At 74.0% G+C, this 26,953-nt stretch carries 26 protein-coding genes and 3 pseudogenes; 20 read left to right on the top strand and 9 right to left on the bottom strand.

The window, feature by feature from the left end; all coding sequences use genetic code 11:
* Window positions 1-118: 118 nt before the first annotated feature.
* On the top strand, window positions 119-1,675 hold the full coding sequence (ffh, locus tag AWW66_RS22700; RefSeq protein ID WP_067370069.1) for a signal recognition particle protein: 1,557 nt from the start codon (window positions 119-121) through the stop codon (window positions 1,673-1,675).
* A 58-nt stretch (window positions 1,676-1,733) separates the two neighbouring features.
* Window positions 1,734-2,813: an amidohydrolase family protein gene (locus AWW66_RS22695; RefSeq protein ID WP_067370068.1), complete on the top strand. Its 1,080-nt coding sequence runs from the start codon at window positions 1,734-1,736 to the stop codon at window positions 2,811-2,813.
* A gap of 27 nt (window positions 2,814-2,840) precedes the next feature.
* On the opposite strand, the gene AWW66_RS22690 is transcribed toward AWW66_RS22695, so the two are convergent.
* From AWW66_RS22690 to bluB, 3 genes are all read right to left on the bottom strand, one after another.
* Window positions 2,841-3,527 carry a hypothetical protein gene (locus tag AWW66_RS22690; RefSeq protein WP_211272064.1) on the bottom strand — a complete coding sequence of 229 codons (687 nt, stop codon included), beginning with the start codon at window positions 3,525-3,527 and terminating at the stop codon, window positions 2,841-2,843.
* A gap of 176 nt (window positions 3,528-3,703) precedes the next feature.
* The gene (locus AWW66_RS22685; RefSeq protein WP_067370065.1) at window positions 3,704-4,447 is read right to left on the bottom strand and encodes an SAM-dependent methyltransferase; all 744 of its coding nucleotides are present in this window, start codon (window positions 4,445-4,447) and stop codon (window positions 3,704-3,706) included.
* Between the two features lie 199 nt (window positions 4,448-4,646).
* Complete coding sequence (gene bluB, locus AWW66_RS22680; protein ID WP_067370063.1) at window positions 4,647-6,389, bottom strand: 5,6-dimethylbenzimidazole synthase; 1,743 nt, start codon at window positions 6,387-6,389, stop codon at window positions 4,647-4,649.
* A 192-nt stretch (window positions 6,390-6,581) separates the two neighbouring features.
* Between bluB and AWW66_RS22675 the strand changes: the two genes are divergently transcribed.
* From AWW66_RS22675 to AWW66_RS22595, 17 genes and pseudogenes are all read left to right on the top strand, one after another.
* Entirely contained in the window at window positions 6,582-7,493 is a 912-nt protein-coding gene (locus AWW66_RS22675; protein WP_067370061.1) for an SAM-dependent methyltransferase, read from the top strand.
* 11 nt (window positions 7,494-7,504) lie between these two features.
* A complete protein-coding gene (locus AWW66_RS22670; protein ID WP_083978772.1) occupies window positions 7,505-8,374 on the top strand; it encodes a phytanoyl-CoA dioxygenase family protein in 870 nt (289 codons plus the stop codon).
* Between the two features lie 19 nt (window positions 8,375-8,393).
* The gene (locus tag AWW66_RS22665; RefSeq protein ID WP_067370059.1) at window positions 8,394-9,338 is read left to right on the top strand and encodes an ABC transporter ATP-binding protein; all 945 of its coding nucleotides are present in this window, start codon (window positions 8,394-8,396) and stop codon (window positions 9,336-9,338) included.
* Window positions 9,335-10,126, top strand: coding sequence for an ABC transporter permease (locus AWW66_RS22660; protein ID WP_067370056.1), 792 nt, complete (start codon window positions 9,335-9,337; stop codon window positions 10,124-10,126). Before AWW66_RS22665 ends, AWW66_RS22660 begins: the two co-directional genes overlap by 4 nt.
* A 93-nt stretch (window positions 10,127-10,219) precedes the next feature.
* Entirely contained in the window at window positions 10,220-11,635 is a 1,416-nt protein-coding gene (gene proS / locus AWW66_RS22655) for a proline--tRNA ligase (protein WP_067370052.1), read from the top strand.
* A 74-nt stretch (window positions 11,636-11,709) separates the two neighbouring features.
* On the top strand, window positions 11,710-12,357 hold the full coding sequence (locus tag AWW66_RS22650) for a ribonuclease FAU-1 family protein (protein ID WP_067370049.1): 648 nt from the start codon (window positions 11,710-11,712) through the stop codon (window positions 12,355-12,357).
* A 238-nt stretch (window positions 12,358-12,595) separates the two neighbouring features.
* Window positions 12,596-13,048: a 30S ribosomal protein S16 gene (rpsP, locus tag AWW66_RS22645; RefSeq protein WP_067370046.1), complete on the top strand. Its 453-nt coding sequence runs from the start codon at window positions 12,596-12,598 to the stop codon at window positions 13,046-13,048.
* On the top strand, window positions 13,023-13,283 hold the full coding sequence (locus tag AWW66_RS22640) for an RNA-binding protein (RefSeq protein ID WP_067370043.1): 261 nt from the start codon (window positions 13,023-13,025) through the stop codon (window positions 13,281-13,283). The genes rpsP and AWW66_RS22640 overlap by 26 nt, the downstream gene beginning before the upstream one ends.
* A 2-nt stretch (window positions 13,284-13,285) precedes the next feature.
* Complete coding sequence (gene rimM, locus AWW66_RS22635; protein WP_067370076.1) at window positions 13,286-13,831, top strand: ribosome maturation factor RimM; 546 nt, start codon at window positions 13,286-13,288, stop codon at window positions 13,829-13,831.
* A gap of 19 nt (window positions 13,832-13,850) precedes the next feature.
* Window positions 13,851-14,639 (top strand): tRNA (guanosine(37)-N1)-methyltransferase TrmD, encoded by a 789-nt coding sequence (gene trmD, locus AWW66_RS22630; protein WP_067370040.1) that lies wholly within the window; start codon window positions 13,851-13,853, stop codon window positions 14,637-14,639.
* Between the two features lie 142 nt (window positions 14,640-14,781).
* The gene (rplS, locus tag AWW66_RS22625; RefSeq protein ID WP_067370037.1) at window positions 14,782-15,138 is read left to right on the top strand and encodes a 50S ribosomal protein L19; all 357 of its coding nucleotides are present in this window, start codon (window positions 14,782-14,784) and stop codon (window positions 15,136-15,138) included.
* A 183-nt stretch (window positions 15,139-15,321) separates the two neighbouring features.
* Window positions 15,322-16,206, top strand: coding sequence for a signal peptidase I (lepB, locus tag AWW66_RS22620; RefSeq protein ID WP_067370035.1), 885 nt, complete (start codon window positions 15,322-15,324; stop codon window positions 16,204-16,206).
* Complete coding sequence (gene lepB / locus AWW66_RS22615) at window positions 16,203-16,838, top strand: signal peptidase I (protein ID WP_067370032.1); 636 nt, start codon at window positions 16,203-16,205, stop codon at window positions 16,836-16,838. The genes lepB (AWW66_RS22620) and lepB (AWW66_RS22615) overlap by 4 nt, the downstream gene beginning before the upstream one ends.
* A 62-nt stretch (window positions 16,839-16,900) precedes the next feature.
* Window positions 16,901-17,356: pseudogene (locus AWW66_RS22610) on the top strand (NUDIX hydrolase); the annotation flags it as partial.
* Between the two features lie 131 nt (window positions 17,357-17,487).
* Complete coding sequence (locus tag AWW66_RS22605) at window positions 17,488-18,300, top strand: ribonuclease HII (protein ID WP_067370029.1); 813 nt, start codon at window positions 17,488-17,490, stop codon at window positions 18,298-18,300.
* Complete coding sequence (locus AWW66_RS22600; protein WP_011905215.1) at window positions 18,297-18,620, top strand: DUF2469 domain-containing protein; 324 nt, start codon at window positions 18,297-18,299, stop codon at window positions 18,618-18,620. Before AWW66_RS22605 ends, AWW66_RS22600 begins: the two co-directional genes overlap by 4 nt.
* A 350-nt stretch (window positions 18,621-18,970) precedes the next feature.
* Complete coding sequence (locus AWW66_RS22595; protein WP_083978777.1) at window positions 18,971-19,600, top strand: murein hydrolase activator EnvC family protein; 630 nt, start codon at window positions 18,971-18,973, stop codon at window positions 19,598-19,600.
* A gap of 24 nt (window positions 19,601-19,624) precedes the next feature.
* Here AWW66_RS22595 and AWW66_RS22590 read toward each other — a convergent pair whose 3' ends face one another.
* The 6 genes and pseudogenes from AWW66_RS22590 to AWW66_RS22570 form a co-directional block, all read right to left on the bottom strand.
* On the bottom strand, window positions 19,625-20,806 hold the full coding sequence (locus tag AWW66_RS22590; protein ID WP_067370026.1) for an aminotransferase class V-fold PLP-dependent enzyme: 1,182 nt from the start codon (window positions 20,804-20,806) through the stop codon (window positions 19,625-19,627).
* Window positions 20,807-20,985: 179 nt separating this feature from the next.
* Window positions 20,986-21,486 (bottom strand): annotated as a pseudogene (locus tag AWW66_RS36540) (tyrosine-type recombinase/integrase); the annotation flags it as partial.
* Window positions 21,487-21,567: 81 nt separating this feature from the next.
* Window positions 21,568-21,987, bottom strand: a pseudogene (locus AWW66_RS36535) (site-specific integrase); the annotation flags it as partial.
* 133 nt (window positions 21,988-22,120) lie between these two features.
* Window positions 22,121-23,296, bottom strand: a complete 1,176-nt coding sequence (locus AWW66_RS22580) for a DNA-processing protein DprA (RefSeq protein ID WP_067370020.1) — start codon at window positions 23,294-23,296, stop codon at window positions 22,121-22,123.
* Window positions 23,293-24,813, bottom strand: a complete 1,521-nt coding sequence (locus tag AWW66_RS22575; protein ID WP_067370017.1) for a YifB family Mg chelatase-like AAA ATPase — start codon at window positions 24,811-24,813, stop codon at window positions 23,293-23,295. Before AWW66_RS22575 ends, AWW66_RS22580 begins: the two co-directional genes overlap by 4 nt.
* Window positions 24,814-24,826: 13 nt before the next feature.
* Entirely contained in the window at window positions 24,827-25,186 is a 360-nt protein-coding gene (locus AWW66_RS22570) for a YraN family protein (protein WP_067370015.1), read from the bottom strand.
* A gap of 191 nt (window positions 25,187-25,377) precedes the next feature.
* Here AWW66_RS22570 and AWW66_RS36530 point away from each other — a divergent pair, with 191 nt between their 5' ends.
* On the top strand, window positions 25,378-26,883 hold the full coding sequence (locus tag AWW66_RS36530) for a hypothetical protein (RefSeq protein ID WP_245648430.1): 1,506 nt from the start codon (window positions 25,378-25,380) through the stop codon (window positions 26,881-26,883).
* Window positions 26,884-26,953: the final 70 nt, after the last annotated feature.

Here is a 26,953-nt window from a genome sequence, read left to right as displayed (position 1 = left end):
GGCGGGCTGGGGCCGGCCCGGAGCGGGGGTGTGGACGGCGGGCTACCCTGAACGATGTCCGGGTCCTCGCCACCCGGTCGCCTGTGCCCGCCGGAACACTGACAAACGGGATGTTCGCGTGTTTGACACCTTGAGTGACCGCCTGTCCGGGATCTTCACCAAGCTCCGGAGCAAGGGTCGGCTCAGCGACGCCGACATCGACGCCACCGCGCGCGAGATCCGGATGGCGCTGCTGGAGGCGGACGTCGCCCTGCCGGTGGTCAAGGGGTTCATCGCGCGGGTCAAGGAGCGGTCGCGCGGGGCGGAGGTCTCCCAGGCGCTCAACCCGGCGCAGCAGATCGTCAAGATCGTCAACGAGGAGCTGGTCGCCGTTCTCGGCGGCGAGGGGCGGCGGCTCCAGTTCGCCAAGCAGCCGCCGACCGTGATCATGCTGGCCGGTCTCCAGGGTTCCGGCAAGACCACCCTCGCCGGCAAGCTGGCCCGCTGGCTCAAGACCCAGGGGCACCAGCCGCTGCTGGTCGCCGCCGACCTCCAGCGCCCCAACGCCGTCGGGCAGCTCCAGGTGCTCGGCGGCCGGGCCGGCGTCGAGGTGTACGCCCCGGAGCCCGGCAACGGCACCGGCGACCCGGTCCAGGTGGCCCGGGCCTCGATCGAGCACGCCAAGCGGGCCGCCCGGGACATCGTCATCGTCGACACCGCCGGCCGGCTCGGCATCGACACCGAGATGATGCAGCAGGCCGCCGACATCCGGGACGCGGTCGACCCGGACGAGGTCATCTTCGTCATCGACGCGATGGTCGGCCAGGACGCGGTCCGCACCGCCGAGGCGTTCCGCGACGGCGTCGGCATCACCGGTGTGGTCCTGTCGAAGCTCGACGGTGACGCCCGGGGCGGTGCGGCGCTGTCGGTCCGGGAGGTCACCGGGCAGCCGATCCTCTTCGCCTCCACCGGCGAGAAGCTGGAGGACTTCGACGTCTTCCACCCCGACCGGATGGCCAGCCGGATCCTCGGCATGGGCGACGTCCTCACTCTGATCGAGCAGGCCGAGGCGGCCTTCGACACCGATCAGAAGGAGAAGATGACCGCCAAGCTGATGGGCGGTGAGCAGTTCACCCTGGAGGACTTCCTCGACCAGCTCATCGCGGTGCGGCGGATGGGCCCGATCGCCAACGTGCTGGCCATGATGCCCGGCATGGGGCAGGTGAAGGACCAGCTCGCCGACCTCGACGACAAGCACTTCGACCGGGTCACCGCGATCATCCGGTCGATGACCCCGGCCGAGCGGACCAACCCGAAGATCATCAACGGCTCCCGGCGGGCCCGGATCGCGAGCGGCTCCGGCGTCACCGTGATGGACGTCAACCAGCTCCTCAACCGCTTCGCCGACGCGCAGAAGATGATGAAGCAGATGGGCGGCATGATGGGCCTGCCCGGCGGCGGGCGGCGCAAGGCCACCAAGTCGCCGAAGAACAAGCGCAAGGGCACCAAGGGTGGCGGCCGGCCGCGGAGCGGGGCGGGGGCCGGGATGCCCGGGGGCTTCCCGGGCGGCATGCCGCAGCTCCCGCCCGGCATGAACCCCAACGACCTGGCCGCCGGCCAGGGCCTGCCGCCCGGCTTCAAGCTCCCGAAGATCGACTTCAACAAGTTGGGCAAGGGGGACAAGGGCCCGCGCTGACCGTGCGGCGGGCCGGGCCGCCGACGCGCGACGGGCGGTGATCGGGTAGACCTGGCACATGGCTCTGCATGTGCGTGGTGTGCTGCTCCCCGACGACGAGGTCCGCGACATCTGGCTGGTCGGCGACCGGGTCACCTTCGACCCGCAGCCCGGCGCGGAGACGATCGCCGACCGGGGGTACGTCCTGCCGGGGCTGGTCGACGCCCACTGTCACATCGGCATCGCCCGGGGCGCAACGCCGGTCACCTCCCTCGACCAGGCCCGCGCGTTGGCCCGGACCGACCGGGACGCCGGGGTGCTGGCGATCCGGGACGCCGGCTCGCCGTACCCGTACCCGGAACTCGACGACGAACCGGACCTGCCCCGGCTGGCCCGCGCGGGGCGGCACGTCGCGCCGCCCCGGCGGTACCTGCGCGACATCGGCGTGGAGGTCGCTGCGAGCGAGGTCGCCGCGACCGTGGCCGAGCAGGCGCGGGCCGGTAACGGGTGGGTCAAGCTGGTCGGTGACTGGATCGACCGGGGGGTGGGCGACCTCGCCCCGTCCTGGGACGCGGCGACCATGACCGCCGCCGTCGAGGCGGCGCACGCCGCCGGGGTCCGGGCGGCGGTGCACACCTTCTCCGAGTCGGCCGTCGAGATCATGGTGCGCGCCGGGGTCGACTCGATCGAGCACGGCACCGGGCTCAGCCCGGACCTGGTGGACGAGATGGCCCGGCGGGGGACCGCGCTGATCCCCACCATGATCAACATCCGGACCTTCGGTGGCATCGCCGACCAGGCCCGGGCCAAGTTCCCCGGGTACGCCGACCACATGCTCGCCCTGCGCGACCGGTTTCCCGAGGTGGTCCGGGCCGCGTACGAGGCGGGCGTGCCGATCTACGTCGGCACCGACGCGGGCGGGGGCATCGACCACGGGCTGGCCGCCGAGGAGATGCTGCTGCTGCACGAGCGGGCCGGCATGTCCACGCTGGACGTGCTGGCCGCCGCCTCCTGGCGGGCCCGCGAGTGGCTGGGCTTCCCCGGCCTGGTCGAGGGCGGCCTCGCCGACCTGGTCGTCTACCCCGACGACCCGCGCCGGGACCTGCGGGTGGTCCGTACCCCCTCCCGCCTGGTCCTGCGCGGGCGCCTGCTGCGCTGACGGCGCCCGCCTCGCCACGGCCGGCGGTCAGTTCACCGGGGGCGGGGTGAAGCCGTAGCTCGCGATGTAGCCGAAGTCGGTCGCCACGTTGGACAGCCGGGTGACCTGGAAGTCGTCCAGCGCCCCGGCCGGCACCTCGGTGTCCTGCCGGATCTGCACGCTGACGTGGTACGGCGACTGCCGGCCGGCGAGGTTGACCCGGATCTCCTTGCGGTTGTTGTCCGCGCTGGTCAGCCGGGTGCGGGTGAGCACGACCTGGTCGGAGTGGAAGGGCTGCTCCGGGTCGGGCACGTGCAGGTAGACGGTGATCTGGTGCCCGGGGTAGCCCTCGAAGGTCTGGACGTCCTCGGTCTCCAGGACCAGCGTGGTCCGCTCCGGTCCACTGGTGGAGGTGCGTTCGAGCGTGATCGGGATCTCCGTGCTCAGCCCGGAGTAGAGCGCGTCGCCGTAGATCCCCGGCTCGTCACCGAGGTGGATGTGGCCCTGCCAGATCAGTTCGGGGGTGCCCGCGGCCCGGCAGGCGCCGGGCGCCGCCGGCGTCCGGGCGGCGGTGCCGAGGTTCCGGTCGCACGCCCCGGCGGCCGGCGCGAGCCGCTCCGAGGTGGCCAGGCGGGCCCCACCGCTGGCGGAACCGCCGACCGTCAGGGCGACGACGGTCACCGCCGCCATGACGCCGAACCGCATGGTTTTCGAGGTTGTCGAGAACGTGGCCATGATTGCCTCTCCTCACCGGGGACGGGAACGGTCGGGTCGTCGGTGACCCGACCAGGTGCGGCCGGACAGCCGGACCCGGTGCGCCGGGAATGGCCGTCGAGCCGGCGACGATCGGTCACTGCGCCGTTCGGGGGGAGAACGGTCCTCGTATTCCGTCGGTGGGGGAGTGCGTCTCGTCAGGGTTTGGTGGCGAGACAGCCGTACATGAACACCTTCTCCGGATGGGCGGCGGTGTCGTCGCGCCAGGTGTCGACGGGCCGAATTCCGTCGTCGGTGAGGCGCCAGCGACCGAGCAACGGCGCGATCCGGTCCGGCCCGCGCAGATACAACGGCTCACCGGCCTGATCCAGGATCTTCACCACGTCCGGGTACGAGTTCAACGCCTCGCCGTCGAAGTCGGCGACCAGAAAGCTGCCGGACGGCACCCGGTCGTAGATGCGCGCGAGGGTGGCGCGTACCGTCGCGTCGTCGAGGAAGACCGACACGCCGACCATCACCACGCCGAGCGGCTCGGCCGGCCGGAGCACCCGGTCCGCCGCGTCCCGGTCCAGCGTGTCGAGGTCACTGGCGTCGCAGTACGCGTATTCCACCTGGGGCAGGCCGGCGAGGATCGAGCGGCCGAGTTCGATGTTGGTGGCGTCGATGTCGGTGTAGAGCACCCGGGCTCCCGGCACCGCCTCGTGCACGTTTCCTTTCGTGGGAATTCCAGCCCCGAGGACGAGGAACTGGTCGATTCCCTGATCGGCGACGGCCCGTGCCGCGCGTCCGATGAATTGCCGGAGCGTGCCGAAGAGCCGGGGGAATTCGGGGTAGATGGCGTCGAACGCCGCTGCCGCCCCCTGGTCCGGTGGGAAACGGTGATCACCGCCGAGCCAGTAGTCGAGGATCCGTCCGGTGTTCGGTGTCTGCGGTATCGCCATGCCGCCAGCTCCCGAAGGTGTGGATGCGTGTTCGACCGGTGCCGTTCCGGGCTGAGAATACGGCACCGATCGGCGACCGTGCGGTGCCGACAATGTCGTGACCGATAGTCGACAGTCGATAATGATCGGGGGCCGCCATTCGGACGGTGTGCCGTCATCCGGACGGCGCCCGCGCCTCCCGGACGGACGATGCCGGTCGTCAGTAGGTGACCCGTGCGGTGTGCCGGCGGATGGTCAGCGCGTGCCGGATCATCGCGCTCGCCAGGCAGGCGCCGACCCCCTCGCCGGCCCGTACCCGCAGGCTCAGCAGCGGCTCGCAGCCGAGCTGGGTGAGCACCCGGGGGTGCCCCAGCTCCCGGCTGCGCTGCCCCGCCACCAGGTGCGCCGCCACGCCCGGCTCGACGGCGACGGCGATCAGCGCGGCCACCGAGGTGGCGAGGCCGTCCAGGACGACCACCGCACCGCGCTCCGCGGCACCGAGCACCACGCCGGTCAACACGGCGATCTCCGGGCCGCCCAGCGCGGCCAGGCAGGTCAGCGGGTCGCGGGCGGACCCGCCGTACGTCGCGTGGAGCCGCGCCGTCGCGGCCGACACGGCCGCGCGCTTGCGGTCCACCATGGCGCTGTCCGCGCCGGCGCCGAGCCCGACCACGGCGGCCGGGGTCAGGTCGAGCAGGGCGCAGGTCAGCGCCGCCGCGACCGTCGTGTTGGCGACCCCGACCTCGCCCAGCGCGACCAACCCGTGCGTGGCGGCCGTCGCGCCGAGCCCCCGGCCGGCCTCGACCAGCCGGTCGGTGTCGTCGCGGGACATGGCGTCCGCGCCGACCAGGTCGCCCCGGGGGTCGCGGCAGCGGATCTCCCGCGCCCCCGGCACGGGTGGCCCGGTGACACCGGCGTCGACGAGGTCGACGGTCAGGCCGGCGGCGCGGGCCGCGGTCACCCCCATCGCCTCGCCCGCGACGGCGGCCTCCAGCACCTCCCGGGTCACCCGGGTCGGGTACGCCGAGACCCGGTGCCGGGCCACCGGGTGGTCGGCCGCGGCGAGCACCAGCACCCCGCCGGTGAGCTCGGTGTGGCCCAGCGCGAGGATCCGGTCGGTGGTCTGGCTCAGCAGGCCCAGCGAGCCGGGTGGGCTGAGCAGCCGGTCGGCCGCGTCGTGGGCCGCCACGACGGCGCTCTGGTCGGGGGCGCGCAGCCGGGACGGCGGCGGCGCGGGGGCGACCTCGTCGGCCGGCCACCGCTCGTCGAGCACCACCTGGGAGAGCGGCAGCTTCCGGGACCACCCGACGCGCTCCAGCCCGGGCCGGGGTGGGCGCTCGTCCGGCCAGCCCAGACAGAGCCAGCCGAGGGTGACCACGCCCGCCGGCAGGGCGAGCAGCGTGGCCAGCTCGTCCGGGTCGAAGAGGGTGACCCAGCCGACGCCGAGCCCCTCGGCCCGGGCCGCGAGCCAGAGGTTCTGGATCGCGCAGGCGCAGCTCCACAGGTCGGTGTCGACGAAGGTGGCCCGACCCAGCACGCCCGCCGCCGGGGCCCGCCGGTCGCAGCAGACCACCACGCCCAGTGGCGCCTCCCGGATGCCCTCCAGCTGGAGATCCAGCAGCCGGAGCCCGGATTCCGGGTCCATCTGCTCGACCTGCCGCAGCCGCTGCTGGTCGGCCATCAGTGCGGCCCGCTCCCTGGTGGCCGGGTCGCGCACCAGCACGAACCGCCACGGCTGGCTGTGGCCGACCGACGGGGCCGCGTGCGCCGCAGCCAGGACCCGGGTGAGGATCTCCCCGTCGACCGGGTCGGGGCGGAACCGCCGCACGTCGCGGCGGGCGCCCAGCACGTCGTAGAACGCCTGCCGCGCAGGCTCCGGGAAGGCCCAGCCGGCGGGGTCGCCGGCCCGTTGCGACGCCGCGCTGACATCGCCGATCAGCGGCACCGGCCGTTCCCACACCACGTCCGCACTCTACCGGCCGGCGCGTGGTGCGGAGGTGGCCGTCACGGCGGTGGAAGAACGGGATCGGCGCTTTCGGTGCCATGGGAAATTCCCGAGCGGGAGGGCGGACAGGCCCGAAGGTGACTGTTAGGCTGGCCGTCAATTTCGATGGCCGCGGATGTCATGGCGTACTCGGGATACGGGGAGTGCAGCATGGAAAAGATCATCGACTCGATCGATGACGGCCATTACCTGCCGGACGTCGTCGGCGGCGTCCTCGGTCTGCCCGGCGCTGGCCTGCACGCCTATCTCACCGGTGACTTCCTGCACCCGCCGATGGTGTTCGACGCCGAGATGTGGTCCGACGGCGCGCAGTGGTCGCGCGGTTCCCGGCAGCACACGATCGACATCGGCACCCTCGCCGAGCTGCGGCCGGGGGACCACGTGCTCGACGTGGGGTGCGGCGTCGGCGGTCCGGCCCGGCTCTTCGCCTCCCACTTCCAGGTCTCGGTGACCTCGGTGACCAACTCGTCGGCCCACCGGGCGACCTGTGGCCGGCTGCACGAACAGTGGCTGGAGCAGGGCGGCGGGCTCAAGGTCGTCCTCGCCGACTGCCAACGGCACCTGCCCGAGGGGCCGTTCGACGCGGCGATCAGCATCAACATGCTCTACCAGGTGCCGGACCACCGGGCGATGTTCCGGAACGTCTTCGAGCGGCTGCGCCCCGGTGGCCGGTTCGTCATCGACGACTGGATGCTCACCCCGCTCGCGACGGCCGACGACATCGACCAACTGGCCAGCCATTTCCAGTACCGTCACTTCGGCCGCATCGACCAGATCGAAAGCGATCTCCTGGCGGTGGGATTCCCGACGGCCGAAGCGATCGTCGATCTCGGACACGTGGCCCGGGGTCCGATGAGCACCCATTTCGAGGACCAGATGCGCCGCTATTTCGCGCCCCGGGTGATCGCCGACTGGCCCGGTGACCCGGTGACCGCTCCCGAACGCCCCGCCTACGGGGAACTGATGATCGACGAGTTCATCGAATCGGTCAATCTGACCCTCCGAATGCACCAGGCGTGCCACATGACCTACCGGCGCGTCCTGGTCCGGCGGCCGACCTGACGGGTGACGTGATGATCGAGACGTACGACGCCGGCCTCGTGTCGCAGCTCCGCCGCGACGGCTTCTGCCTGGTGCCCGGCGTGCTCCGGCCGGACCTCCTCGACCAGTTGGCCGGCCTGGCCGCCCGGAAGGTGGCGGCCGAGGACGAGGCCAACCTCCGGCGCTTCGCGCACCACGGGAGCCTCATCCCGGTCCGGTACGACGACGCGGAGCTGGTGGCCACCCTGACCGCGCCGGAGGTCCGGGCCGCCCTGCGCCGCATCGGCTGCACCGACCCCCGCTGGATCAACGGGTACGTGATCTCGAAGCCGCCCCGGTCCCCCGGCCTCTGGTGGCACCAGGACTGGTGGGCGTGGGGCCACCCGCGCACGTACGTCGACGAGCCGACCCAACTGTTCTGCATGATCTACCTGGAGCCGACCCGCCGGGAGAACGGCTGCCTGCGCGCCATCCCGGGCAGCCACCTCAACCGGCACCCGCTGCACGACCTGCTCCCCGAGCCGCACACCACGACGATCGAGGCGCAGCCGGCGGACTCCCTCTCGCACGCCCCGGCCCACGGCGAGATCGACATCCTGGCCAACCCGGGCGACCTGGTGATCGGCGACGTCCGGGTGATGCACGCGACCCACCCCAACACCACCGACCGCTGGCGTACGGCGGTGGACCTGCTGCTCACCCCGGACTTCTCGACGCTGCCCCGCGAGTTCCGGGCGCACTACGTCAACCAGTTCTGCCTCCCCCCGGTCGGGTGGTGGGACGACCCGGCGCACCCGCTGCACGGCACCCCGCTGAGCGAGCTGCTGCCCACCTACGACGGCCCCGACCGGGACCGGATGATGACCTACAGCCGGCAACCGACCTGGCCGGCGGACGGATGAGCACCGAGCGGAGTGGTCCATGGGGGACGCCGTCACCACGACCCGGCTCACCCGGTACTTCCGGCGGCACGCGGCGGTGGACGGGCTGGACCTGCGGGTCCCCGCCGGTGAGATCGTCGGGCTGATCGGCCCGAACGGCGCCGGCAAGACGACCACCATCCGGATGCTGACCACCCTGCTGCGGCCCAGCGCCGGGCAGGCGCTGGTCTGCGGGCTGGACGTCCGCCACGAGGCGGTCGCCGTGCGCCGGCTGATCGGCTACGTGCCCCAGGAGAAGGGGGTCCGTCACCTGCTCACCGGGCGGGAGAGCCTGGAGATCGAGGCCGACCTGCACCACATCCCCCGCCGCAGGCGGGACCAGCGGGTCGCGGAGCTGCTGGACCTCGTCGGCCTGCTCGCCGACGCCGACCGGATGGTCAGCGACTACTCCGGCGGCATGCAGAAGCGGCTGGACCTCGCGTGCGGGCTGCTGCACGCCCCCGAGCTGCTGATCCTCGACGAGCCCACGCTCGGCCTCGACGTGGTCTCCCGGCACCGGATCTGGGACTACGTCCGGCGGCTGCGGGCCGAGGGCCGGGCCGTCCTGCTGGCCACCAACTACCTGGACGAGGCCGACCGCCTCTGCGACCGGATCACCATCATCGACCGGGGCCGGGAGGTGGTGACCGGGACACCGGCCGACCTCAAGCGGGACGTCGGCGCCGACGTGGTGCGGGTCTCCACCGACCGGCCGGAGGTGCTGCGGTCGGCGATCGGGCACCGGGCCTGGGTCCGGCAGATCACCATCGACGACGCGGGCGACCTGCACGTCCACGTGGACGACGCGGCCACCGCGCTGCCCGACCTCGTGCGGGACGCGGTGCGGCACGGGGTGGACCTCACCGGCGTGCACTACCACCGGCCCACGCTCGACGACGTCTTCCTGCGGCACACCGGCCGGGTGCTCGCGGGCCACCCGGCATGACCGCCCTCCGCGCCGGCCACCCCCGGCTCCAGGAGCTGGCCGCGTTGACCCGCCGCTGGTACCTGCAACTCGTCCGGGACCGCCTCAACCTCGGGCTCACCCTCCTGCAACCGGCGTTCTGGCTGGTGTTCTTCGGCGGCGCGGTACGGCGGATGGTCGACGACCGGGTCACCGGCACGCCGGACTACGTCAGCTTCCTGCTGCCCGGCGTGGTCGCCTTCACCGCCATCGGCACCTCGATCAGCGGCGCGGTCCCGCTGCTCTGGGACAAGGAGACGGGCTACCTCGACAAGCTGATGAGCATGCCGATCGCCCGTGCCTCGCTGCTCGGCAGCCGGCTGGCCTTCCAGGCCGCGGTCACCGTCGTCCAGGTGGCGGTCATCCTGCTGGTCGCCGCCGCGATGGGGGTCCGGGTCCGGACCGGCGTCGTCGGGGTGCTGGTCGTGCTCGGCGTCACGGCGGTGCTGGCGGTCGCGCTCTCCGCGGTCTTCCTGGCCCTCGCGTTCCACGGCCCGGGGCACACCACCTTCTTCGCGGTCACCGGCTTCGTCACCCTCCCGCTGCTGTTCACCAGCAACGCCTTCGTCCCGGTCGAGGCGATGCCGACCTGGATGGCGCTGGTGGCCCGGGCCAACCCGCTGACGTACGCGATCGAGGCGATGCGGCTCCTGGTCACCTCGGGGTGGGGCGTGCCGGTCGTCGCCCACCTCGTCGGGCTGGTCGGCTTCACCGCGCTCTGCGTCCTGCTCACCCACCACCGGTTCCGGACGTACACCAGCGCCCGGTAGGACCGGTGGCGGCGTCGGGGGAGGGGCGGCCGGCCGGCGTGCCGTCGGGGCGGGGGCAGAGGCGGTGCGGCGGGCGGCATAGGATGTGCGGTCATGGCTCGCGTGCTCACTCCCCGTGCGGAGGACTTTCCCCGCTGGTACCAGGATCTGATCGCCAAGGCGAAGCTGGCCGACAACGGGCCGGTCCGCGGGACGATGGTGATCCGACCGGCCGGCTACGCCATCTGGGAGCGGATGCAGGCCGAGATGGACACCCGGATCAAGGCGGCGGGCGCGGAGAACGCGTACTTCCCGCTCTTCATCCCGGAGAGCTACCTCAAGCGGGAGGCCGAGCACGTCGAGGGCTTCTCCCCGGAGCTGGCCGTGGTCACCCACGGCGGCGGCAAGCAGCTCGCCGAGCCGGTGGTGGTGCGACCCACCAGTGAGACGGTGATCGGCGAGTTCATGGCCAAGTGGATCGACTCGTACCGGGACCTCCCGCTGCTGCTCAACCAGTGGGCGAACGTGGTCCGTTGGGAGCTGCGCCCCCGGGTCTTCCTGCGCACCAGCGAGTTCCTCTGGCAGGAGGGGCACACCGCGCACGCCACCCGCGAGGACGCCCGCGCCTACGCCCGCAAGATCCTGCACGAGGCGTACGAGGACCTGATGGTGAACGTCCTCGGCATCCCGGTGGTGGTGGGGCTCAAGACCGCCCGGGAGCGGTTCGCCGGGGCCACCGCCACGTACACCTGCGAAGGCATGATGGGCGACGGCAAGGCGCTCCAGCTCGGCACCAGTCACGAGCTGGGGCAGAACTTCGCCAAGGCGTTCGACATCAGCTACTCCTCCGCCGAGGGCGGCCGGGAGCACGCCTGGACCACCTCCTGGGGCACCTCCACCCGGATGCTCGGCGGTCTGATCATGGCGCACGGCGACGACAACGGGCTGCGGGTGCCGCCGAGGCTGGCCCCGGTCCAGGCGTACGTGATGGTGGTCAAGGACGGCGAGGGGCCTGGCGGCCCAGCCGAGGTGGCGGCGACGCTGTGCGACGCGCTGCGCGACGCCGGGGTCCGGGTCGCGCTGGACGACCGGACCGACACCGCGTTCGGCCGCCGGGCCGTCGACGCCGAGCTGCGCGGCTACCCGGTGCGGGTCGAGGTCGGCCCCCGGGACCTGGCCGCCGGCAACGCGGTCGTGGTCCGGCGGACCGACGGCTCGAAGGCCCCCACCCCGGTCGCCGACGTGGTCGGCGCGGTCCTCGCCGCGCTCGACGCCGACCAGCGGGCCCTGCACGACCAGGCGCTGGCGTTCCGGCAGTCCCGGACCACCGACGTCGCCACGCTCGCCGAGGCGATCGAGGCGGCGGCCACCGGCTGGGCCCGGGTGCCGTGGTCGGCGGTGGGCGTCGCGGGTGAGGCCGAGGCCAACGGCCAGGGCGTCACGGTCCGCTGCCTGCTGCGCGCCGACGGCTCCGTCCCCGACACCGAGGACGAGCCCGACCTGGTCGCCATCCTCGCCCGCGCCTACTGAGGGTGTAAGGAAGGGCCCCCTCTTAACGCTTTCGGTAGAGGAGGGGGCCCCTGTTAACACACCGGGGAGGTCGGGTGCGCTTCGAGCCGGGGCGGCTGATCATGCACCGCAACGTGCGACGGGGCCGGATCGGCTGGGTCCGGCCGGGGCGGGTGGTCAGCGACGACGAGCGCGGGCTGCTGCTCTGGATCGCGCGGGACAGCCCGGTCGCCCACGAGGTCACCACGGCCGGCGTCGGCATGCGGGCGATGCCGTTCGCCGAGTGGATCACGTCGTCGTACCGGCTGGCGCAGGGCCGGTGGCACGGCCCGCCGTTGTTGAAGTTCCTGCCGACCGGGGCGGCCCACTCGGTGTGGTGGTTCCGCGACGCCGGGGACCGCTTCGCCAGTTGGTACGTCAACCTGGAGGAGCCCGGGGTCCGCTGGGACGACGGCCCGGTGGCCGGGGTCGACGTGGTCGACCAGGACCTGGACGTGGTGGTCCACCCCGACCGGAGCTGGGAGTGGAAGGACGAGGGCGAGTTCACCGAGCGGCTCGCCTTCCCCGAGCATTACTGGGTCGCCGACGAGCAGGCGGTCCGGGCCGAGGGCAAGCGGGTGATCGCTCGCGCCGAGGCCGGTGAGTTCCCGTTCGACGGCACCTGGTGCGACTTCGTCCCGCCGGCCGACTGGAGCGTGCCGGAGGCCCTGCCGCCCGGCTGGGACCGGCCCCCGGTCCGCTGACCTGTGTTCTTCGTCACCCTGTACCCTCGCTGAGGAGCCGGGTCGGGTCCGGTGTGAGGAATCGGTGCCGGATCTGGCAGAATGGGCCGCTGGTATCCGACGAGTGTCCGGCGCCCTCTACCCCGGCATCCCGTCAGTCCACCGAGCAGTCTCCGGCCCAACCCCACTGTGCCGGTCGGCTCTCACCCGTACACCGCCCTCTCGGGTCGGTGGGAATCGCAACAGGAGCGAAAGAACTGTGGCCGTAAAGATCCGGCTCCTGCGGATGGGCAAGATCCGCAACCCGCAGTACCGCATCGTGGTCGCCGACTCGCGCACCAAGCGCGACGGTCGGGCCATCGAGTTCGTCGGGATCTACCAGCCGAAGGAAGAGCCTTCGCTGATCGAGGTCAAGTCGGAGCGGGTCCAGTACTGGCTGTCGGTCGGCGCGCAGCCGAGCGAGGCCGTGCAGCGCCTGCTGGAGCTGACCGGGGACTGGCAGAAGTTCAAGGGCCTGCCGGCCCCGCCGCCGCTGAAGGTCGCCGCCGAGCGGGCCGACCGCAAGGCGGCCTACGAGGCCGAGGCGAAGGCCGCCGCCGGGCTGGCCGACGCGCCGGCCAAGCCGGCCAAGAAGGCCGCCAAGGCCGAGGCGCCCGCCGAGGCGCCGAAGACCGAGGAGCAGGCCGGTGCCGACTCCGGCGAGCAGAGCTGACGTGGCGCTGCGACCCGCCCTCGAACACCTGGTCAAGGGGATCGTCGATCATCCCGACGACGTCCGCGTGCGGATGGTCGACTCCCGCCGGGGCAAGCGGGTTGAGGTCCGCGTGCACCCGGAGGACCTCGGCACGGTGATCGGCCGCTCCGGCCGCACCGCCAAGGCCCTGCGCCAGGTGATCGGCTCCATCGGTGGGCGCGGGGTACGGGTCGACATCGTCGACTCGTACTGATGCTGCTCATCGTCGGCCGGATCGGCAAACCGCACGGGATTCGCGGTGAGGTCACCGTGGAGGTGCGGACCGACGAGCCCGAGGCACGTTTCGCTCCCGGTTCGGTGCTGGTCACCGAGCCGGGAGCGGCGCCTGTCGGGGCCGCGCCCGAGGACGCCTACCGGGTGCCCGAGCGGTTGACCGTCGAGGTCGCCCGCTGGCACCAGGGCCGGCTGCTGGTCGCCTTCGACGGGGTGGTCGACCGCAACGTCGCCGAGGCGCTGCGCGGCACCCTGCTCGCCGTGGACAGCGCCGACGTCGCCCCGCCGGAGGATCCGGAGGAGTTCCACGACCACCAGCTCGTCGGGCTCGCCGTGGTCACCCCGGCCGGCGAGCGGCTCGGCGAGGTGGCCCGCATCGACCACGCGCCCGCCTCCGACCTGCTGGTGGTGCGACGCCCCGAGGGGCGTACCGCGTTGATCCCCTTCGTCCACGCGATCGTGCCGGAGGTCGATCTCGCCGGCGGTCGCGTCGTCGTCGACCCGCCGGCCGGTCTGCTCGACCTCTAGCCGGCTGGAGCCACCCCCCATGCGTGTCGACGTCGTGTCGATCTTCCCGGAGTACCTCGCCCCGCTGGACCTGTCGCTGATCGGCAAGGCCCGCGCCAGCGGCGTGCTGCGGCTGGCCGTCCACGACCTGCGCACCTGGACCCACGACGTGCACCGTACGGTCGACGACACGCCGTACGGCGGTGGGCCGGGGATGGTCATGCGCCCGGAGCCGTGGGGCGAGGCGCTCGACGTTCTGGCCCCCGACGAGCTGACCCCGGACGGGCTCACCCTGCCCCGGCTGGTGGTGCCGACCCCGGCGGGCGTCCCGTTCAGTCAGGCGCTGGCGCAGGAGCTGGCCGCCGAGTCGCACCTGCTCTTCGCCTGCGGCCGGTACGAGGGCATCGACCAGCGGGTGCTCGACCACGCCGCCACCCGGATGCGGGTCACCGAGGTCTCCCTCGGCGACTACGTGCTCTTCGGCGGGGAGGTGGCGGTGCTGGTGATCATGGAGGCGGTCACCCGGCTGCTGCCCGGGGTGCTCGGCAACGCCGGCTCGCTGGACGAGGAGTCGCACGCCCACGGCCTGCTGGAGGGGCCGGTCTACACCAAGCCGCCGTCCTGGCGCGGGCTCGACGTACCGGAGGTGCTCCGCTCCGGCGACCACGGCCGGATCGCCCGGTGGCGGCGGGACGAGGCGGTGCTGCGGACGGCCGGCCGGCGCCCCGACATGCTGGCGGCGCTGCCGGTGGAGGGGCTGGACCGGGACGACCTGGCCGCGCTGGAGCGGGGTGGGTTCCACCTGCCGGCGCGGGGTGTGGCAGAGTAGAAGGGTTGCCGCAACCGACCACGCCGTGGCCGGTTGCGAGGATCTCCGACCGGGGCCGCCCCGTCGGTCACCACCCGGGGATCAGAATCACCCATCCGCGCACCGACTGACGGTGCGCCGTGAGCCTGACGAGGACGCAGCGATGAACATCCTGGACGCCCTTGACGCCCAGTCGAAGCGGGTCGACCTTCCCGACTTCCGTGCCGGTGACACCGTCAAGGTGCACGCGCGGGTCGTCGAGGGCAACCGGTCCCGGGTCCAGATCTTCCAGGGCGTGGTCATCCGTCGTCAGGGCGGCGGCCTGCGCGAGACCTTCTCGGTCCGCAAGGTCAGCTTCGGCGTGGGGGTCGAGCGGACCTACCCGGTGAACAGCCCGGCGATCGACCGGATCGAGGTCGTCACCCGCGGTGACGTGCGTCGTGCCAAGCTCTACTACCTGCGTGAGCTGCGCGGCAAGAAGGCCAAGATCAAGGAGCGGCGCGAGAAGCAGCCGAGCTGACCCCTCACCCGTCGCCACGCCGCCTGAGCTGCGCGTGTGTCGGACCGACCAGAGCGCACTACCCTGGTCGACACGGGCGCAGGCGGGCAGCGGCGGCACGGCAGACGATGTCCACTACCGCCCGTGGGGCCTCCGCGAGAGGCTCCCGGGCGGTAGTGACGTTTCCGTGGACCGGGGAGTTGCGTGGTGCGGACGCTTGACGAGGGCGGCACAGTCGACCCGTGGCGCCGGCGGTCCCGGCGCAGCCGCCGGCAGATGCCGCTCTGGCAGGAGTTGCCGCTGCTGCTGATCGTGGCCTTCTGCCTGGCCGTGCTGATCCGCACCTTCCTGTTGCAGGCCTTCTACATCCCCTCCGGCTCGATGGAGAACACCCTCCTGGTCGGGGACCGGGTCCTGGTCAACAAGGTCGTCTACGACGTACGGGACCCGGTGCGCGGTGAGGTGGTGGTGTTCCGGGGCACCGAGCAGTGGGTGCCCCAGGTGGACACCGAGCCGGACCCGGGGCTCGGCGGCCGGTTCGCCCGGACCGTCGGTGACCTCATCGGGGTAGGCCGACCCGGGGAGAAGGACTTCATCAAGCGGGTGATCGGGCTGCCCGGGGACCGGGTGGAGTGCTGCGACGAACAGGGCCGGGTCACGGTCAACGGGGTGCCGCTGGACGAGACGTACGTCTTCCAGGACTCGCCGCTGGACATTCCGCCGAACCCGACCGAGTGCCGCGCCCGGCGGTTCACCGAGGTCGTCGTGCCACCCGGGCAGATCTTCGTGATGGGTGACCACCGGCTGGTCTCGCAGGACGGCCGGTGCCAGGGGCCGGTGCCGATCGACAACGTGGTGGGACGGGCCTTCATGGTCGTCTGGCCGTCCGCCCGCTGGTCCGCGCTGGGCGTCCCGCAGACCTTCGAGGGAATCCCCACCTCCGCCACGCTCCCCGGCGACGGGCCGTTGCCGCTCCAGCCCTCCCCCGAGGGCGGGGTGGTGCTGCTGCTGCCGATCGCCGGCCTGGTGTCCGTTCTCGCGCGTTCCGGAAGGTCGATCCGCGCCCGGCGACGTAGGCTCCACCCGTGATTGACGAGCAGACCGACAAGCCCCGTAGTTCGTTCTGGAAGGAGCTGCCCATCCTCCTGGGGGTGGCGGTTCTGGTCGCGGTGCTGGTACGCGCCTTCGTGCTGCAGACCTTCTTCATCCCGTCCCCGTCCATGGAGAACACACTCAAGATCGATGACCGGGTGTTGGTCAACAAGCTGGTCTACCACTTCCGTACCCCGGAACGGGGCGAGGTGATCGTCTTCAAGGCGCCGACCGAGTGGAGCGGGAACCCCGACGGCGAGGACTTCATCAAGCGAGTGATCGGGGTCAGCGGCGACCGGGTGGTCTGCTGCGACGACGAGGACCGACTGGTCATCAACGGCGTGTCGCTCGACGAGCCGTACATCTTCTCCGCCAACGGCGAGCGGGACCGGCCGGCCGACCAGGACTTCGACATCACCGTGCCGCCCGGCCGGCTCTGGGTGATGGGTGACCACCGGTCCGCCTCCGGCGACTCGCTGGAGCACTACCAGCAGTCCGGGCAGGACATCAACGCCGCCACGATCAGCGAGGACGCGGTGGTGGGACGGGCCTTCACCGTCTTCTGGCCGGTCAACCGGGCCACCTGGCTGAGCGTTCCCGAGCCGTACCACGACGTCCCCAACTCCTGACGTACCCCGGTCGGGGGCGGGCGGGCGTGGGCGTCGGCCCGGCCGTCTGGCAGTCTGGGACGGTGACCGTCTACACCCCTCGCCGCGCGGCCCGGGTGCTGCTCGTCGACGCCGCCGGGCGGCTCCTGCTCTTCGCGGGCGTCGATCCGGCGCGGCCCGGCCACCGGTACTGGTTCACCCCCGGCGGCGGGTTGACGCCGGGGGAGACCCCGGCCGCCGGTGCCGCCCGTGAGCTGGCCGAGGAGACCGGGCTGCGGCTGACCCCCGCCGAGCTGGGCGAGCCGGTCCGGACGGAGACGATCGAGTTCCCCTTCGACGGTGTGTGGTACCGCCAGGACCAGCAGTTCTTCCTGGTACGGGTGCCCGCCTGGGAGGTGGACACGGCAGGCTTCGACGCCGTGGAGCGGGCCAGCGTCACCGGCCACCGGTGGTGGCCGGCGGACGAGTTGGCCGTCAGCGGCGAACGGTTCTACCCCGACGACCTGCCCGGCCTGCTGCGCCAGGCCCTGAGCGCCGGCCCGTCGACGGCCGGCCCGGCTGCCGGCTCGCCGGCCCGCGCGGCTGCTGCCCCCGCCGGTGACCCGGGCGCCGGCCCGGTGCCGGATGTCGACCCGGTGCCGGATGGCGCGGGCCGGCGGGGAGGGACGGCATGCTGACGCCGCCGCGTACCGTGGTCCGCCGCGACGGCGGGCTGTACGCCCTGGAGCGGGCCCTGCAACGTCGTGGCTTCCGGCACGTCGCCGGGGCCGACGAGGCCGGCCGGGGCGCCTGCGCCGGGCCGCTGGTCGCCGCCGCCGCCGTGCTGCCCGAGGGGCGCCGGGGCGAGATCGACGGGCTGGCCGACTCGAAGCTGCTCACCCCGGCCAGTAGGGAGCGGATCTACCAGGAGGTGGTGGACCGGGCCCTGGCGTACGCGGTGGTGGTCGTCCCGGCCGAGGAGGTCGACGCGCGCGGGCTGCACGTGTGCAACCTGGCCGCCATGCGCCGGGCGCTGGCCTCGCTGACCGTCCGTCCCGAGTACGTGCTCAGCGACGGGTTCGGGGTCGACGGGCTGGATGTGCCGGGGCTGGCGGTCTGGAAGGGCGACCGGGTGGCCGCCTGCGTGGCGGCGGCCAGCGTGCTCGCCAAGGTGACCCGGGACCGGATCATGGTGGAGCTGGACGGGACGTTCCCCGGGTACGGCTTCGCCGAGCACAAGGGGTACATCACCGCCGAGCACACCACCGCGCTGCGGCAGCTCGGCCCCTGCCGGGAACACCGGTTCTCGTACGTCAACGTCGCCGCCGTCTCCGGCCGGGAGGGTCGACCCCCGCGATCCCGGCGTCCGGGGCGGACCGGGTCGCACCAGCCGATGGCACGGGCACAGGCGTCAGGGGGTACCGTCGGCGTGGCGTTGGGCGAGCAGCCTCGACCTACCGCGCCGGTGGGGGAAGATGTCGTCATGGAAGGCGGAGTGCGATGAGCGCGGAAGATCTCGAGAAGTACGAGACCGAGATGGAGCTGCAGCTCTACCGGGAGTACCGCGACATTGTCCGCCAGTTCTCCTACGTGGTGGAGACCGAACGCCGGTTCTACCTGGCCAACCAGGTCGACCTGCACGTGCGCAACTCCGACGGCGAGGTCTACTTCGAGGTCGAGATGCACGACGCCTGGGTCTGGGACATGTACCGTCCTGCCCGGTTCGTGAAGAACGTCCGGGTGATGACCTTCAAGGACGTCAACGTCGAGGAGTTGGAGAAGCCGGACATCTCCCTGCCGGCCGACTCCGGCTTCGGTAGCTGAGCGCCCCTCCCACCCTCCACCGCCGGTGCCCCTGCACCGGTGGCTCCTGCCTCGGTGGCTTCGGCCGTGCTGGCTCCTGCCTCGGTGGCCTCTGCCCTGGGGCTCTGCCTCAGTGGTCGCGCATCTCGGTGTGGTCGGCGGGGGTCCGGGCCCCGACCGTCCATGATGCACCGGTCCATGCGGCCATAGCACAGTGACCGGCCCCGGCGGGCGTTGTCCACAGCCCACCCGTCGTCCACAGGTGAGGGTCGCCGGGGCGTGCGCCAGGCCCGGTCGGGCGGCACGCTGCGGGCATGGTCGCCACGGGTACCACGCTCACGCTCGCCGTCCTGCTGTCCCTGCCGGTGCCGATGCCCCTGCCGGTGCCGGTGCCGGTGCCTTGGCTGGCTTCGGCGTCGCCCGGCCCGACCCGCGCCCACGCCACCGCTCCCGCTCCGGCCGATCCCGGTCCCGTCGGTCCCGCCGTGTCCGGTGCTGGTGCGGTCGGCGTTGGTCCGGTTGATGCTGGTCCGGTTGGTCCCGGCCTGGCCGGCTCAAGGGGTGCGGCGGATGCCGTCGGCTCGGGGGTGTTCCGGTGGCCGCTGCCCGGTCCGCCGGACCTGCGACGTCGGTTCGAGCCGCCGCCCCAGCGGTGGCTGCCCGGTCACCGTGGGGTCGACCTGGCCGCGCCGGCGGGGACCCCGGTGCGCTCCGCCGGGGCGGGCGTGGTGCGGTTCGCCGGCCCGGTGGGTGGCCGGCCGGTGGTCAGCGTGGACCACGCCGACGGGCTGCGCACGACGTACGAGCCGGTGTCGCCGGGCGTCCGGGCGGGGGAGCGGGTGCAGCCGGGCGACGGGCTCGGCCTGCTGCTGCCGGGGCATCCGGGGTGTCCGGAGCACGCCTGCCTGCACTGGGGACTGCGGCGGGACCAGGAGTACCTGGACCCGCTGTCGCTGCTCGGGCTCGGGCCGGTGCGGCTGCTGCCGGTGCCCGGCCGCTGACCGGCACGGTGACAGCCCTTCGGGTCAGCGCTGGGCGAGCAGCGCGGGCAGGTGGGCGGCGAGCCGTTCGTACTCCGCCGGGGTGTTGTAGACCTGGCCGCAGATTCGCAGCCAGCCCCGGCCGTTCCAGGCCGCCACCGAGACCTCGGTGGCGAGCCGGTCGGCGATCCGGTTCCGCAGCGCCCGTGCCGCGTCGAACGTGGTGGCGACCCCGTCCGGCAGGGGCACCACCCGCATCGCCGCCGCCGGTCCGCCGGGGTCCGGCAACGCGGTCGGCGCCACCCCCAGGGCGTCCCCCACCACGTGTTGCCCGTACGCGGCGAGCGCGGCGTTGTGCGCGCGAACCCGCTGCGCACCGAGGCTGCGCAGGGTGAACAGCCCGACCGGGGCGGCCAGCCAGGACGTGTAGTCCAGGGTCGCCTGCCACTCCAACCGGGCCGGGAACCCCGACTCCTGTTCCCAGGAGACCACCAGCGGCTCGGTCCGCTCCCGCCACGGCCCCGCCACCACCAGCACGGCGGTGCCCCGGGGCGCGTACGCCCACTTGTGCAGGTTGCCCACCCAGAAGTCGGCGGCGACCTCGCGGACCGAGACCGGCAGCATGCCCGGCACGTGTGCGGCGTCCACCAGCACCGGTACCCCCTGCTCCCGGGCCGCCGCCGTGATGGCCGCGACCGGCAGGTGCCGTGCGGTCGGCGAGCTGACCTGGTCGACGACGAGCAACCGGGTCCGGCCGGGACGCAGGCCCGCCCGCAGGATCCGCACGACCTCCGCGTCGGGGGCGGTCAGCGGCACCGACAGCACCCGCGAGGTCGCCCCGGCGCGCCGGCACTCCCGGGCGATGGAGAGGGCGACCGCGCCGTACCCGTGGTCGGTGCTGACCACCTCGTCGCCGGGGCGCAGGCCGAGCGACTGGATCACCACCGCGACACCGGCGGTCGTGTTACCGACCAGGGCGGTGCCCTCCGGGTCCGCGTCGAGGAAGGCCGCCAGGTGCCGGCGGGCGTGGGCGATCCGGTCGGTCAGGCCCCGGCTGAAGAACCGGACCGGGTTCGCCTCCATCTCGTCGCGCAGCCGTTGCTGGGCGCGCTGCACCCCGATCGGCACCGCGCCGAACGCGCCGTGGTTGAGGTGGCTGACCGCCGGATCGAGCGAGAAGAGCAGCCGGGCACCCGGGATCGGCTCGGGCGGTGGCGGAGCGCTCACCCCATGATCGTAGCCTGCGCGGCCCCGCACCACGGATCGTCGCCCGGCGACCGGGCCACCGCCCGCCCGGCACCCGGGGCCGCACCCGCCCGGCGATCGGGGCACCCGGTGGTCGCGCTGTCTCCCCGGGAGTCGGGGCGGCCTCGTCGCCCACCTCCTGCTGTTCCCGCTGCCCGGGTTCAGGCGCGGGGGTGGGCCTGCCGGTACGCCGAGCGCAGCCGCTCCACCGAGACGTGCGTGTAGATCTGGGTGCTGGACAGCGCGGAGTGCCCCAGCAACTCCTGCACGGCGCGGAGGTCCGCGCCCCCTTCGAGCAGGTGGGTGGCGGCCGAGTGGCGCAGGCCGTGCGGACTGGTCCGGGGCAGGCCGGCCGCGTCGGCGTACCCGTTGACGACGCGCCGCGCCGTCGTCGGGTTCAGCCGCCCACCCCGGGTACCGAGCAGCAGGGCGTCGGCCGAGGCCGGCCCCGCCAGGACGGCGCGCCCGTGGCGGAGCCACCGGTCGAGGGCCTGCTGCGCGGGCACCCCGTACGGCACCGACCGCTCGCGGTCGCCCTTGCCGACGACCCGGATCACCCGCCGGCCCTGGTCGACGTCGGCGACGTCGAGGCCACACACCTCGCTGACCCGTACCCCGGTCGCGTAGAGCAGTTCGAGCAGCAGGCGGTCCCGCAGCCGTACCGCCTCGTCGCCGTCGTCGCGGTCGCTGTCGCCGTCGCCGCTGTCGGCTGTGGTGGTGGCGGTCGCCGGGGTGCCGGGCGCCTCGACGAGGGCGACGGCCTGGTCGGTCCGGAGCACGGTGGGCAGCGGCCGGTGCGCCCTCGGGCTGGCCAGCGCGGCGGCCACGTCGACGGGGAGCAGCCCGGCCCGGTGTGCCCAGGCGCTGAACGCGCGCGCCGAGGCGGCCCGGCGGGCCAGCGAGGTCCGGGCGGCACCGGCGCTCTGCTGCCGGGCCAGCCAGCCACGGATCACCGCCAAGTCCAGGTCGGCCGGCACCCGGCAGCCGTCCCGCGCCGCGTGGTCGAGAAGCGAGACCAGATCCGTGACGTACGCCCGGACGGTGTGCGCGGAACGGTTGCGGACCTGCCCGAGGTGCGCCGCGAAGTCGTCCACCGCCTCGCGCAACGCCCCCGGCAGCGCGGCGTGCCGGGCCCGGGTGCCCGGCTCCTCCCGCCGGCTCACCCTGGCCACGGCCCTGCCCCGGTCACCGTGCTCCGGGGACCGGCTCGGAACGGCGGGGTGGCGGGCACCGGCTCAGCCTACGGTCCCGTCCCCGTTCCGGCCCGCCCGCCGGGGCGCCGGGGTCGGCCGGCGGTCAACGGCGAGTGGGCGGCGGGGCGAGGGCGTACCCCTCGGCGCGGCGGACCACCATGCCGAGCTGCTCCAGCAGGGCCAGCTTGCGCAGGGCGGTCCGGGCCGCCACCCCGGCCCGCGCGGCGATCGCGTCCAGCCCGGTCACCCCGCGTCGGGGCATCGACTCCAGCAGCATGGTCGCCTCGTCGTCGAGGTGGTCGGTGGGGCGCTCCGGCCCCCGGGCCGGGGGCGCCAGGTCACTGCCGATCCGTCCCACCTCCTCCACCACGTGCGCCACCCCGGTCACCAGCCGGGTGTGCGGCTCCTCGCGGAGCAACTCGTGCGCCCCGACCGAGAGCGCCGAGGTGACCGGCCCGGGCACCACCATCGCGGGCCGGCGCAGACCCGCCGCCCGGCGCAGGGTCTGGGTGGCCCCGCTGCGCGCCGACGCCTCCACCAGCACGCTGCCCCGGGTGGCGGCGGCGATCACCCGGTTGCGGATCAGGAACCGGGGTCGGAACGGCTCGGCACCCGGCAACCACTCGCTGATCAGCAGTCCGGTCTCGGCGATCCGGTCGAAGAGCGCGGTGTTGCCCACCGGATAGGGCCGGTCGACCCCACAGGCGAGCACCGCGACGGTGACCCCACCGGCGGTCAGCGTGCCCCGGTGGGCGGCGGCGTCGATGCCGAACGCGCCGCCGGAGACCACCGTCCAGCCCCGTTCGGCCAACCCGTACCCGAGGTCGGTGGCGACGTGCACGCCGTACCCGGTGGCGGCGCGGGCCCCGACCACCGCCACCGACCGGTCCAGCGCCTCCGCCAGGGGCCAGGCGCCGCGTACCCAGAAGCAGAGCGGCGGGGCGGTGTCCCGGTCGACCCGGCGGCCCGACCCGGTCAGCGCCAGCCGGCGCAGGTCGCCCACCTGGGTCGGCCACTCGGGGTCGGACGGGGTGACCAGCCGCGCGCCGAGCCGGTCGGCCCGGGCGAGCGCCTTCTCCGCCACCGCCCGGGGGTCACCGGCACCGGTCCGGGCCGCCACCGTGGCCCGCAGCGGCCCGTCCGGTGCGCCGCCGTCCCGCAGCAACTCCAGGGTGGCGGCCGGGCCGAGCTCGTCGACCAGCCGGTGCACCGTCCAGGTGCCCGGCTCGGTGAGCCAGGTCAACGCGATCCGGGCGATCCGGTCCTCGGCCGTGGTCACGACTCCTCCCCGGTGCGCAGGCCGGTGGCCTCGCGGACGTCGTCGTGGTCGGGGCGGGGCCGCCCCTCCAGGTCGGCGATGGTCCAGGCGAGCCGGATGACGCAGTCGAAACCCCGGGCGGAGAGCGAGCCCCGGTCCAGCCGGCCCCGCAGCTCCGCCGTGTCCGCCGGGGACAGCCGCCACGGCGGTCGGCGCAGCAGGGGGCCGGGGATCTCGGCGTTGAGCCGCCGCCCCACCGGGGACCACCGCTGCGCGGCGGCCGAGCGGGCCGCCGCGACCCGGGCGCCGACGACCGCCGACGACTCGGTGGGGACGCCGGTGGCCAGCAGCTCCGCCGCCCGCACCGGCGGGACGGTGATCTGGACGTCGATCCGGTCCAGCAGGGGACCGGAGAGCCGGCCGAGGTAGCGCCGCCGGGCCAGGGGAGTGCACTCGCAGGAGACGTCCCCGGCGGGTCGGGCGCAGGGACACGGGTTGGCGGCGAGCACGAGCTGCACCCGGGCCGGGTACTCGGTGCCGCCCCGGGCACGGGCCAACCGGACCCGACCGCTCTCCAGCGGCTGCCGCAGCGACTCCAGGGCGCCCTTGCCGAACTCGGCGGCCTCGTCGAGGAAGAGGACGCCCCGGTGCGCCAGGGAGACCGCGCCCGGCCGGGCCAGCCCGGACCCACCACCGACCAGGGACGCCACGGTGGCGGTGTGGTGCGGGGCCTGGAACGGCGGGCGGCGCAGCAGCCGACCGTCCGGCGGCAGCAGCCCGGCGATCGAGTGCAGGGCGGTGACCTCCAGCGCCGCCTCGTCGTCCAACTCCGGCAGGATCGAGGGCAGTCGCTCGGCGAGCATGGTCTTGCCGGCTCCCGGCGGCCCGAGCAGCGCCAGGTGGTGCCCACCGGCGGCGGCCACCTCCAGCGCCCGCCGGCCCAGCGCCTGCCCGGCCACGTCGGCCAGGTCCGGCCCGGCCGGAGGGGCCGGTGGCGGACAGGCCGGCGGTTCGAGCAGCGGGGCACCGTCCCGGACGAAGCTGACCAGCCGGTGCAGCGTGTCCACCCCCCGGACCCGGACGCCGGGGATCACCGCCGCCTCGGCGGCTTTCGCCGCCGTCACGACGACCCGGTCCAGCCCGGCGCGGGCGGCGGCGGTGACCATCGGCAGCACGCCCCGGACCGGCCGGACCGTCCCGTCGAGGCCCAGCTCGCCGAGGAGCACGACGCCGTCCAGCGCGGTCAGGGGCAGCTCGCCGGCCCCGCCGAGCAGCGCCGCCGCGATCGCCAGATCGAAGGCCGAGCCGTACTTGGGCAGGTCGGCGGGGAGCAGGTTGATGGTGATCCGGCGGTTGGGCCAGCGCTGGCCGGAGTTGACCACGGCGGCGCGGACCCGGTCGCGGGCCTCGTGCAGCGCGGTGTCCGGCAGCCCCGAGACCACCACGGCGGGCAGCCCGGGGGCCAGGTCCGCCTCGACCTGCACCAGGTGCCCGGTCACCCCGACCAGCCCCACGCAGTGCACCCGGGCGTAGCTCATCGTGCCCCGCCCATCAGAAGGCCCCCTTGAGGTGCTCGACCCGGGCCGGGCCGGTGCGGGGGAGGCGGACGGAGAGGACGTCGAAGCGCAGCTCGTCGGCGGTGGTGCCGGTGGCGGCCAGCCAGCGGACGGCCAGCCCGCGCAGCCGGCGGACCTTCGCCGCGACGACCGCCTCGGCCGGGGCGCCGTACGCGCCGCCCGTACGGGTCTTCACCTCGCAGAAGGCGAGCACGTCGCCGTCCCAGGCGACGATGTCGATCTCTCCGGCGGTGCACCGCCAGTTCCGGTCGACCGGGCGCAGCCCCGTCGCGATCAGGTGCCGCAGGGCGCAGCGTTCGCCGTACGCGCCGACGGCCTGGTTCCGGTTCGTCATGCCGTGCACGGTGCCGGAGTCCGGCCCGGTCCCGCGCGGCCCCTGTGGACAGCGGTGCTCCTGTGGACGACCGGACGATCATGCCTCCGGTGTGCTACAGCCACCGTTCCGTTTCGACTACACAGCGTCATGGAAGGTTTGGCTGCAGGCCGAATGGCGCGGGATAGCGTTCGTCACATACGGTGCCGGACGTGGACGGACGACGGAGCTTTTCCGAAGATCAGGAGTCGCGCTGGTACCCCGGTGACCGTGGGTACGGCGAGTCGGAGTGGCCCGCCGCGGACGAGGGGCAGTACCGGACGGACGGCTTCCGCGCGCCGGACCAGCGGACCGATCCGGGGAAGCGGCGCTACGACGAGGGGGACGAGTCGACCTCGGGGCGGCACGGCGACGCCGGGCGGTACGCCGCCGACGACCCGCTGGGGGTGGACAACCCGGACACGAGCGGTTACCTCCCCTCCCGCTCCCGACGGGGCGAGTTGTCGACCGAGGTGACAGGGAGTGGTCGGGCGGTCGAGCGGGAGCGGCGTCGCGCCGCCCACACGTCGATGGAGATCTCGCTGCCGGTCGCCCGCCGTCCGTCGGCCGCCCCGGTCTCCGCCGACCCGTACGACGTCGAGCCGGCGGCGCAGCCGGTCGACCCGGTGCGGTCGGCTCCGCTGGGCGGGTACCCGATCGTGGAGCCGGCCCGGGGCACCGACCCGGGGCGGTCGAGGGACCCGGGGCGGTTCGCGGAGCCGTCGCGGGGCGCGGAACCGGACCGTGGTCTGAGCGCGGACCGTGGTCTGGGCACGGACCGTGGTCTGGGCACGGACCGTGGTCTGGGCGCGGACCGTGGTCTGGGCGCGGACCGTGGTCTGGGCGCGGACCGGGATCGGGGAATGGTCCCGCCCGAGGGCCGGGGCGCGGACCTGGACCGGGGCGGGGTGCACGCGGACGCGGAGCCGGACCTGGACCGGGGCGCGGCCCTGCCGGGAAGCCGGGCCGGCGACCCGGACCGTGGTGCCGAGGCGGGGTGGGCCAGCGACCCGGTCCGTGCTGCCGACCCGGTTCGGGGGGCCGATCCGGTTCGAGGGGCCGACCCGGCTCGGGGGGCCGATCCGGTTCGGGGAGTCGATCCGGTTCGGGGGGTCGATCCCGTTCGAGGGGTCGATCCGGGCCGTGCTGTCGATCCGGGGCGGGGCGCCGATCTCGACCGGAGCGTCGACCCCGGGCCGGGAGCCGGGTCCGCCCGGGGCGCCGACGGGCCCTGGCCGGCCGACCCGCCGCACCCGCTGGACGTGCCGACCGGCCCGATGACGCCGATCGCACCCCGGCCGGACCTCGCCCTGCCCGGGGATCCTGCGGCGTACGGGCCGGACGGGGCGCGCCTGCCGGGCGGCGCGGTGGGTGACGGGGTCTACCGGACCCGGCGGCCCGCGCTGGCCGTGCTCCTCGTCCTGCTGGTGGTGGTCTTCGAGGTGCCCGCCCTGCGGGTGCTCTCCAACGGGGTCGTCGGCGACCCGCTGTCGACGGTCAACGTGGTGGTGGGCATCTTCCTGGTCCTCGGCCTGCCGATCTTCGCCATCGGGCTGTACGGGCTGCGTACCGGCGGCCTGGCCCTTTCCGACGGCGGGCGGGGCTGGCTGCGCCCGCCGATGGCGTACCTCACCGTCGGTCTCGTGCTCTTCCTCGCCGCCGCGCTCGCCACCGGCTGACCGCGTCGACCCGGGGCGACCCGATCAGCCGCCCGGCCCCGTCGACCCGGCTCCGCCGTCAGGAGCCCGG

Origin of the sequence: Micromonospora rosaria (assembly GCF_001567585.1) — a bacterium.
Taxonomy (GTDB): Bacteria; Actinomycetota; Actinomycetes; order Mycobacteriales; family Micromonosporaceae; genus Micromonospora; species Micromonospora rosaria.
This window is presented reverse-complemented; position numbering and strand designations above follow the sequence as displayed.

Bases quoted from the DNA above. Each gene is read 5' to 3' on its own strand.
- AWW66_RS22605 (WP_067370029.1), top strand. From the start codon at position 17,488: ATGCTGACGCCGCCGCGTACCGTGGTCCGCCGCGACGGCGGGCTGTAC.
- AWW66_RS22570 (WP_067370015.1), bottom strand. From the start codon at position 25,186: ATGACGAACCGGAACCAGGCCGTCGGCGCGTACGGCGAACGCTGCGCC.
- AWW66_RS22575 (WP_067370017.1), bottom strand. From the start codon at position 24,813: ATGAGCTACGCCCGGGTGCACTGCGTGGGGCTGGTCGGGGTGACCGGG.
- proS (WP_067370052.1), top strand. From the start codon at position 10,220: ATGGCTCGCGTGCTCACTCCCCGTGCGGAGGACTTTCCCCGCTGGTAC.
- AWW66_RS22690 (WP_211272064.1), bottom strand. From the start codon at position 3,527: ATGGCCACGTTCTCGACAACCTCGAAAACCATGCGGTTCGGCGTCATG.
- rplS (WP_067370037.1), top strand. From the start codon at position 14,782: ATGAACATCCTGGACGCCCTTGACGCCCAGTCGAAGCGGGTCGACCTT.
- AWW66_RS22665 (WP_067370059.1), top strand. From the start codon at position 8,394: ATGGGGGACGCCGTCACCACGACCCGGCTCACCCGGTACTTCCGGCGG.
- trmD (WP_067370040.1), top strand. From the start codon at position 13,851: ATGCGTGTCGACGTCGTGTCGATCTTCCCGGAGTACCTCGCCCCGCTG.
- AWW66_RS22675 (WP_067370061.1), top strand. From the start codon at position 6,582: ATGGAAAAGATCATCGACTCGATCGATGACGGCCATTACCTGCCGGAC.
- AWW66_RS22695 (WP_067370068.1), top strand. From the start codon at position 1,734: ATGGCTCTGCATGTGCGTGGTGTGCTGCTCCCCGACGACGAGGTCCGC.
- AWW66_RS22685 (WP_067370065.1), bottom strand. From the start codon at position 4,447: ATGGCGATACCGCAGACACCGAACACCGGACGGATCCTCGACTACTGG.
- AWW66_RS22595 (WP_083978777.1), top strand. From the start codon at position 18,971: ATGCCCCTGCCGGTGCCGGTGCCGGTGCCTTGGCTGGCTTCGGCGTCG.
- AWW66_RS22660 (WP_067370056.1), top strand. From the start codon at position 9,335: ATGACCGCCCTCCGCGCCGGCCACCCCCGGCTCCAGGAGCTGGCCGCG.
- AWW66_RS22600 (WP_011905215.1), top strand. From the start codon at position 18,297: ATGAGCGCGGAAGATCTCGAGAAGTACGAGACCGAGATGGAGCTGCAG.
- AWW66_RS22670 (WP_083978772.1), top strand. From the start codon at position 7,505: ATGATCGAGACGTACGACGCCGGCCTCGTGTCGCAGCTCCGCCGCGAC.